The sequence below is a fragment of the Mycolicibacterium chubuense genome, assembly GCF_001044255.1.
Lineage (GTDB): Bacteria > Actinomycetota > Actinomycetes > Mycobacteriales > Mycobacteriaceae > Mycobacterium > Mycobacterium chubuense.
The window spans coordinates 89,138-95,330 of sequence record NZ_JYNX01000056.1; the positions used below are offsets into that span (position 1 = coordinate 89,138).

At 69.2% G+C, this 6,193-nt stretch carries 7 protein-coding genes and 2 pseudogenes; 3 read left to right on the forward strand and 6 right to left on the reverse strand.

Annotation, left to right across the window (positions count from 1 at the left end; translation table 11 throughout):
- Nucleotides 1–52: 52 nt before the first annotated feature.
- The 4 genes from mftD to mftA are packed head-to-tail and all read right to left on the reverse strand — an operon-like array spanning nt 53 to nt 2,796.
- On the reverse strand, nt 53–1,228 hold the full coding sequence (mftD, locus tag MCHUDSM44219_RS18150; protein WP_048419642.1) for a pre-mycofactocin synthase MftD: 1,176 nt from the start codon (nt 1,226–1,228) through the stop codon (nt 53–55).
- A gap of 4 nt (nt 1,229–1,232) precedes the next feature.
- On the reverse strand, nt 1,233–2,420 hold the full coding sequence (gene mftC, locus MCHUDSM44219_RS18155; RefSeq protein ID WP_048419643.1) for a mycofactocin radical SAM maturase: 1,188 nt from the start codon (nt 2,418–2,420) through the stop codon (nt 1,233–1,235).
- Nucleotides 2,417–2,701 (reverse strand): mycofactocin biosynthesis chaperone MftB, encoded by a 285-nt coding sequence (mftB, locus tag MCHUDSM44219_RS18160; RefSeq protein WP_048419644.1) that lies wholly within the window; start codon nt 2,699–2,701, stop codon nt 2,417–2,419. The genes mftC and mftB overlap by 4 nt, the downstream gene beginning before the upstream one ends.
- Nucleotides 2,702–2,703: 2 nt before the next feature.
- Entirely contained in the window at nt 2,704–2,796 is a 93-nt protein-coding gene (gene mftA, locus MCHUDSM44219_RS29075) for a mycofactocin precursor MftA (protein WP_073682527.1), read from the reverse strand.
- A 90-nt stretch (nt 2,797–2,886) separates the two neighbouring features.
- Here mftA and mftR point away from each other — a divergent pair, with 90 nt between their 5' ends.
- Genes mftR through MCHUDSM44219_RS18180 form a run of 3 tightly spaced genes read left to right on the forward strand, consistent with a single transcriptional unit; the run spans nt 2,887 to nt 5,319 of the window.
- Nucleotides 2,887–3,513 (forward strand): mycofactocin system transcriptional regulator MftR, encoded by a 627-nt coding sequence (mftR, locus tag MCHUDSM44219_RS18170; protein WP_048419658.1) that lies wholly within the window; start codon nt 2,887–2,889, stop codon nt 3,511–3,513.
- Between the two features lie 4 nt (nt 3,514–3,517).
- Nucleotides 3,518–4,042 carry an RNA polymerase sigma factor gene (locus MCHUDSM44219_RS18175; RefSeq protein WP_048419645.1) on the forward strand — a complete coding sequence of 175 codons (525 nt, stop codon included), beginning with the start codon at nt 3,518–3,520 and terminating at the stop codon, nt 4,040–4,042.
- A complete protein-coding gene (locus MCHUDSM44219_RS18180; RefSeq protein WP_048419646.1) occupies nt 4,039–5,319 on the forward strand; it encodes a VOC family protein in 1,281 nt (426 codons plus the stop codon). Before MCHUDSM44219_RS18175 ends, MCHUDSM44219_RS18180 begins: the two co-directional genes overlap by 4 nt.
- Nucleotides 5,320–5,323: 4 nt before the next feature.
- On the opposite strand, the pseudogene MCHUDSM44219_RS31160 reads toward MCHUDSM44219_RS18180, so the two are convergent.
- Nucleotides 5,324–5,559, reverse strand: a pseudogene (locus MCHUDSM44219_RS31160) (hypothetical protein); the annotation flags it as partial.
- Between the two features lie 249 nt (nt 5,560–5,808).
- Nucleotides 5,809–6,193 (reverse strand): annotated as a pseudogene (locus tag MCHUDSM44219_RS29555) (HNH endonuclease signature motif containing protein); the annotation flags it as partial.

The window sequence follows — 6,193 nt, forward strand, 5'->3', positions numbered from 1 at the left end:
TTTCACGTCAGCCCCCTCTGCCCCGCACGTACCAGGCCCGAGGAAGCGGCGCTCACGCCCCCAGGGTGCGGGTGAAACCGTCGGGAATCAGGATGTCCTCGCGGGTCAGATCGTGGATCGAGGACTTGCCCAGCGCCATCAGCGCCGAGTCGACGCCACCGCGCATGATGTCCAGGACGTTCTCCACACCGGCCTGTCCGTTGGCGGCCAGACCCCACAGGTAGGCCCGGCCGATCATCACCGCACGCGCGCCCAGAGCAACCGCCTTGACGACGTCGCTGCCGCGCCGGATGCCGCCGTCCAGCAAAACCTCCACCTGATCGCCCACCGCATCGGCGATGGCCGGCAGGCACCTAATCGCCGCCGGCGTCCCGTCCAGGTTGTTGCCGCCGTGGTTGGACACCGTGATCGCCGAAACACCGGCATCGACAGCACGTTTCGCGTCGTCGACACGCACCATGCCCTTGAGGAGGAACGGGCCGCCCCACTGTTCGCGCAGCCACGCGACGTCTTCCCAGGTCGGCGGCGGGGTGCCCATCCACTGGCCGTAGGCCTCGAAGAACGTCGGGCCGGTCTCTCCGCGCCGTCCCTGGTTGGGAACCCGCAGGTCGGGCGGGCGCAGCTGCTTGGCGAAACTGAAGAACCACCGCGGCTTGGTGATGACCTCCGGAGACATCCGGATCATGGTCTTGAGGTCCATCTGCTCGGGGATCTTCGGGCTGCCCCAGTCGCGACCGTGCGAGAAGCTCCAGTCGGTGGTCAGGATCAGGCCCTTGGCCCCGGCCGCCCGGGCCCGCTCCATCCGCGCCAGGATGTCGTCGCGGCTGCCGAGCCAGTAGATCTGGAAGAAGATCTTGTCGTTGACCGCGGTGACCTCTTCGATGGGCTTGCTCGCGAAGGAGGACAGCCCCATCGCGGTGCCGCGGGCCGCGGCGGCGCGCGCGACGGCCACCTCACCGTCGGGGTCGACGGCCTGCACGCCGGTGGGCGAGATGATGACGGGCAGTGAAATGTCCTGTCCCAGCACCGTTGTCGCCATGTCGCGCTTCTCGGTGGCCCCGATGACGTGCGGCGCGAAGCCGAGCTCGGCGAACGACTCGACGTTGTCGGAGACCGTCACGCCCTTCTCACTGGCCGAGATCAGAGAGGAGTAGGCCGACTTCGGCAGCCGCTTCTTCGCCCGCTGCTGGGCGATGGCGACGGTTTCGAACCAGGTATCACGTGCCATGGGACTACACAGGACTTTCGTTGCAGAATTTCTTCGGAGGGGCGCTCAGCAGGGTGAGCGGGACGGGGCCCTTGGGGGTGCGGCCGCCGCTGCGGGAGTGGTCGACGCTGGGCTTGGGCTTGTCCCGGTCCAGGGCCAGCGCAGGTTCGCCGTACCCCTGCACGCATTCGGGATCCGGACCGTCCAGCGGCAGACCGGTGAAGAACTTCGCCGCCATGCAACCGCCGCGGCAGGCGTCGTAGTGCCCGCAGCTGCCGCACGCCCCGGCCGACTGCGGCTCGCGCAGCTCCCGGAACAGCTCGGAGTTCTGCCAGACGCTCTGGAAACCGTTGTCGGTGAGAATGTTTCCGGCGAGGAATGTGTCGTGGATGGCGAACGGGCAGGCATAGACGTCCCCGACGGGGTCGATCAGGCAGACCACCCGACCGGCGCCGCACAGATTGAGCCCGGCGAGCGCGCCGGGTTCACCCAGCCCCGACAGGTGGAAGAACGAGTCGCCGGTCAGCACGCGTTCGCCGTGGGCGACCAGCCAGTCGTAGAGCTGCACCTGCTGAGCCGGCGTGGGATGCAGTTCGTCCCAGACGTCGGCACCGCGGCCCGAGGGGCGCAGCCGGGTGATGCGCAGCGTCGCCCCGTAGGCGTCGGCGAGCGCCTTGAAATCGTCGAGCTGGTCCACGTTGTGGCGCGTCACGACGACCGAGATCTTGGCGTCCGTGAAACCCGCCGCGCGCAGGTTCTCCAGCGCGCGCGTCGCCATCGCGAACGACCCCGGTCCACGCACCGCGTCGTTGACCTCCGCGGTGGCGCCGTCCAGCGAGATCTGCACGTCGACGTAGTCGCTGGCCGCCAGCTTGGCGGCGACCTCTTCAGTGATGCGCACGCCGTTGGTGGAGAACTTGACCCCGACGTGGTGGGCCGTCGCATAGTCGACGAGCTCCCAGAAGTCCGAGCGCACGGTCGGCTCGCCGCCGCCGATGTTCACGTAGAACACCTGCATGCGTTCGAGCTCGTCGATGATGTCCATGCACTGGCGGGTGGTCAGCTCGCGCGGATCGCGCTTGCCCGACGAGGACAGGCAGTGCACGCAGGACAGGTTGCAGGCGTAGGTCAGCTCCCACGTCAGGCAGATCGGTGCGTCCAGGCCGCGTTCGAACTGGTCGACCAGGCGGGGCACGGGGGCGGTGACGGTCATCGGTCCTCTCCTGCGATCAACATGTTCGAGGCGACCAGCACGCTCATCGCGTGCAGGTAGGGCGACAGCTGGGAATCCTCGACTCCTGCTGCGCGACAAGCGGATCGAACGTCGGGGTGATCACCCAGCGAGTTGATCACCTCGACGATCGTCCGGTTCTTCAGGAACGACAGCTTGCGGGTCCCGAAGTGGTAGAGCAGCGCGCCGAACGGCTCGGGCCGGACGGCCACCTGCGGATGCAGCCGCCAGCGCTGGTCCGGATCGAAGGTCGGCGCGGTCATGATCAGTAGACCCCGCACATCCCGTCGATGGAGACCTCTTCGACCAGGCTCTCGGTCACGAGCTCGTCGTTCTCGGTGTGCTGACTCGGCTCCATGGCACTCGCCTTTCTGTTGGATGGGCTCGACATTTGTGACGCAGATCGCAACAATAAGGCACCGGGTGCCTAAATGGAAGGGGGATGCCGATGCAGCCCGCCAGGGCACGCGTGGGCCGCCGTCGGTCCACGAGCTGGGAGCACATCAGCGCGGTCGCGATCGACCTGTTCTCCGAGCGCGGCTTCGACGATGTCAGCGTCGACGACGTCGCGGCGGCGGCGGGCATCGCCCGCCGGACGCTGTTCCGGTACTACCCCTCGAAGAACGCCCTGCCGTGGGGCGATTTCGACGCCCATCTCGGCCTGATGAAGGGCCTGCTGGCCGCGACCGATGCGGAGGCGCCGGTGCACGAGGCGCTGCGCGCGGCGCTGCTGGCCTTCAACGACTTCGACGATGCCGACCGGCACCGTCAGCGCATGCGGCTCATCCTGGAAACCGAGGCACTGCAGGCATATTCGATGACGATGTATGCGGGATGGCGGGCGGTGGTGGCGTCGTTCGTGGCGGCTCGGCTGCGCATCTCCCCCGCGGATCTGATTCCGCAGACCGCGGCCTGGACGATGCTCGCGGTGGCGCTGGCCGCCTACGAGCAGTGGCTGGCCGACGAGTCGGTGTCGCTGGCCGCGGCGCTGGGTGACGCGTTCGATCTGCTGGCCGGCGGGCTGGCCGGGCTGGAAACTCGGGTGTCGGAATCTGCCCGCCCACGGCGACGATGAAGGTGTGAGCGCCGAACCCGAGGCCGACCCCGCTCCACGGGCGCTGCTCGCGCTGTACGACGAGGCTCTACCCGCCGTCTACGGGTACTTCGTCCGGCGCTGCGGTGACCGCGGAACGGCGGAAGACCTGACGTCGGAGACCTTCCTGGCCGCGATGGACGCTGCCCGCAAGCCGACGCCGCCGCCGGTGACGGTGCGGTGGCTGATCGGGGTGGCGCGCCACAAGCTGGCTGACCACTACCGCCGGGGGCACGGACGGTTCACCGTGTCGGTGGCCGAGGCGCCCGAACCGGCCGACCCACCCGACGAGTGGGACGCCGAACTGGACCGCATCGTCGCCCAGCAGGTGCTGGCGCGGCTCAACGAGCAGCACCGCACCGTGTTGGCGCTGCGCTACATGGACGACTGCTCGGTCGGCGAGTGCGCCGAGTTGATGGGCCGCACGGTGCACGCCACCGAGGCGCTGCTGGTGCGCGCCCGGCGCGCGTTCCGGGAGAACTACCCCCACCGGGAAGGAGAAAGGCCGTGAGCGAATCCCTCGATCCGTTGCACGTGCTGCGCGGTGGCGACCTTCCCGTCGCCCCCGATCCGGCCTTCGCCGCACGCCTGAGGTCGCGACTGGAGGCGGCCGCGGACCTGTTCGATCGTCAACCGGAGCGAACCCGAGGAGTGAGCATGAGCGGAACCGACACCGTCCTGGCAGAACTGGCTGCCCCGTCGACGCCCCGGGCCGCGGCGATCCCGTATCTCGCGGTCACCGACGCTCGCCGTGCCCTCGCCTGGTACGGCGACGCGCTGGGGGCCGCCATCGTCGGCGACCCGATCGTGATGGACGACAGCCGGATCGGCCATGCCGAGCTGGCGATCGCAGGCGGGGTGTTCTACCTCGCCGACGAGTACCCGGAGATCGGGCTGAAAGCACCTGCGGCGCAGGAGGTCTCGGTGAGCCTGATGCTCGCGGTGCCCAATGTGGATGCGGCACTGCGACGCGCTCGCGACCTCGGCGCCCAGGTTCAGCGTGAGCCCTATGACGCCCATGGTGGGCGCAACGCCACGATCGTCGACCCGTTCGGGCACCGGTGGATGCTGACCGGACCGGTGCCCGGCGCGGCGGTGCCGATGCGGCACGGCGATGCCGGGTACGTGGCGGTGTGGACGCCGGACGCGCAGCGGGCGGCCGCGTTCTACGGACACGTGCTGGGGTGGCAGCACGAACCGGCGACAGGGAGGGTTCGGAAGCCCGGGCTGCGCATCGGCTTCTCCTCGGTCCCGGACGAGCACACGCTGTTCTGCTGCTACGCGGTGGACGATCTGGCCGCAGCGCGGGCGGCCATCACCGACGGCGGCGGCACGATCGGCGACGTCGAACAGTTCGATTTCGGCGCAGTGCTCACGGCCGTGGATCCGCAGGGACGCCGGTTCGGTGTGTTCGTTCCCCTGCCGGGCGAGGGTCGTCCAGCGCTGAACGGATCGGGGCCCGCAGACCTGTCCTACATCACGTACGAGGCGACGGAGTCCGCCGGCTTCCGGTCGTTCTACGGCCACGTGCTGTCCTGGACCTTCGAACCGGGCCGGATCTCCGACGGCTGGGCTGTCCGGGACTGCCACCCGATGTCGGGTGCGGCCGGCGGCTGCGACGCCGCGGTGACGGTACCCATGTGGACGGTCACCGATATCGACGCTGCCGTCGTGCGGGTCCGGGAGGCGGGGGGTGCGGTGATCGACGAGCCGACGCAGCAGGCGTACGGGAAGTCCGCGCTGTGCACTGACGATCAGGGCACCCGGTTCTATCTCGGCGAGCTCTGAGGCGTCAGAACGGTGGATCGTCACGGCCGGGCGGGTGATCCGGTGGCGCGGCATCCCCAGCTGCCCGGTGGGCGTCGTCGGCTGCTGCGCGGACTTGTTTGTTGTGTGCGCGTTCGGCTTTGATGCGCGCGGCATCGTCCGCGCTGCGTAGGCGTCGGCGGGTGGGCATCTTGGCGATACGTTGAGGGTTGGGTGGGGGTATCGGTGGCGGGAGCGGCAGGTCGGCGGTGGTGGCGGGGANGTGGGCATCTTGGCGATACGTTGAGGGTTGGGTGGGGGTATCGGTGGCGGGAGCGGCAGGTCGGCGGTGGTGGCGGGGAAGGTCGGAAAGAACAGCGCGCAGCCGGGCCGGGTGGTGTAGGTGCGGCCGCCGGGTGCTGTGAAGGTGATCGTGCCGTCGGGTGATTGCACTTCCCGCCAGCCCTCGGCGAAGGTCTTGCCGAGATGGTGGGTGCGGCATTTGCAGTTCATGTTCGACGGGTGGGTCGNGTGCCGTCGGGTGATTGCACTTCCCGCCAGCCCTCGGCGAAGGTCTTGCCGAGATGGTGGGTGCGGCATTTGCAGTTCATGTTCGACGGGTGGGTCGGTCCGTAGGGCCAAGGCTCGCTGTGGTCGATGTCGCAGCGCTCGGCGGGGACGTCACAGCCCGGGAAGCGGCAGAACATGTCGCGCAGCCGCACGAACTGGGCCAGCCGCGCCGACGGGCGGTAGTTTGACTCGGGGTCGGGCCCGGGCAGCCACAGCGGGTTGACCTTCGCCCCGGCGCGGATCGCGTCCGCCAACGCCGCAGTGGGCATCACCGTGAGCCCGGGCAGCAGCGCCAGCCCGGTGTCCTTCAATGGCGCCGGCGCGCAGTCGGTCTCGGCGTCAGTGT

Coding starts and splice junctions, on each gene's coding strand:
- mftC (WP_048419643.1), bottom strand. CDS start 2,420: ATGACCGTCACCGCCCCCGTGCCCCGCCTGGTCGACCAGTTCGAACGC.
- mftR (WP_048419658.1), top strand. CDS start 2,887: ATGCAGCCCGCCAGGGCACGCGTGGGCCGCCGTCGGTCCACGAGCTGG.
- mftB (WP_048419644.1), bottom strand. CDS start 2,701: ATGACCGCGCCGACCTTCGATCCGGACCAGCGCTGGCGGCTGCATCCG.
- mftA (WP_073682527.1), bottom strand. CDS start 2,796: ATGGAGCCGAGTCAGCACACCGAGAACGACGAGCTCGTGACCGAGAGC.
- mftD (WP_048419642.1), bottom strand. CDS start 1,228: ATGGCACGTGATACCTGGTTCGAAACCGTCGCCATCGCCCAGCAGCGG.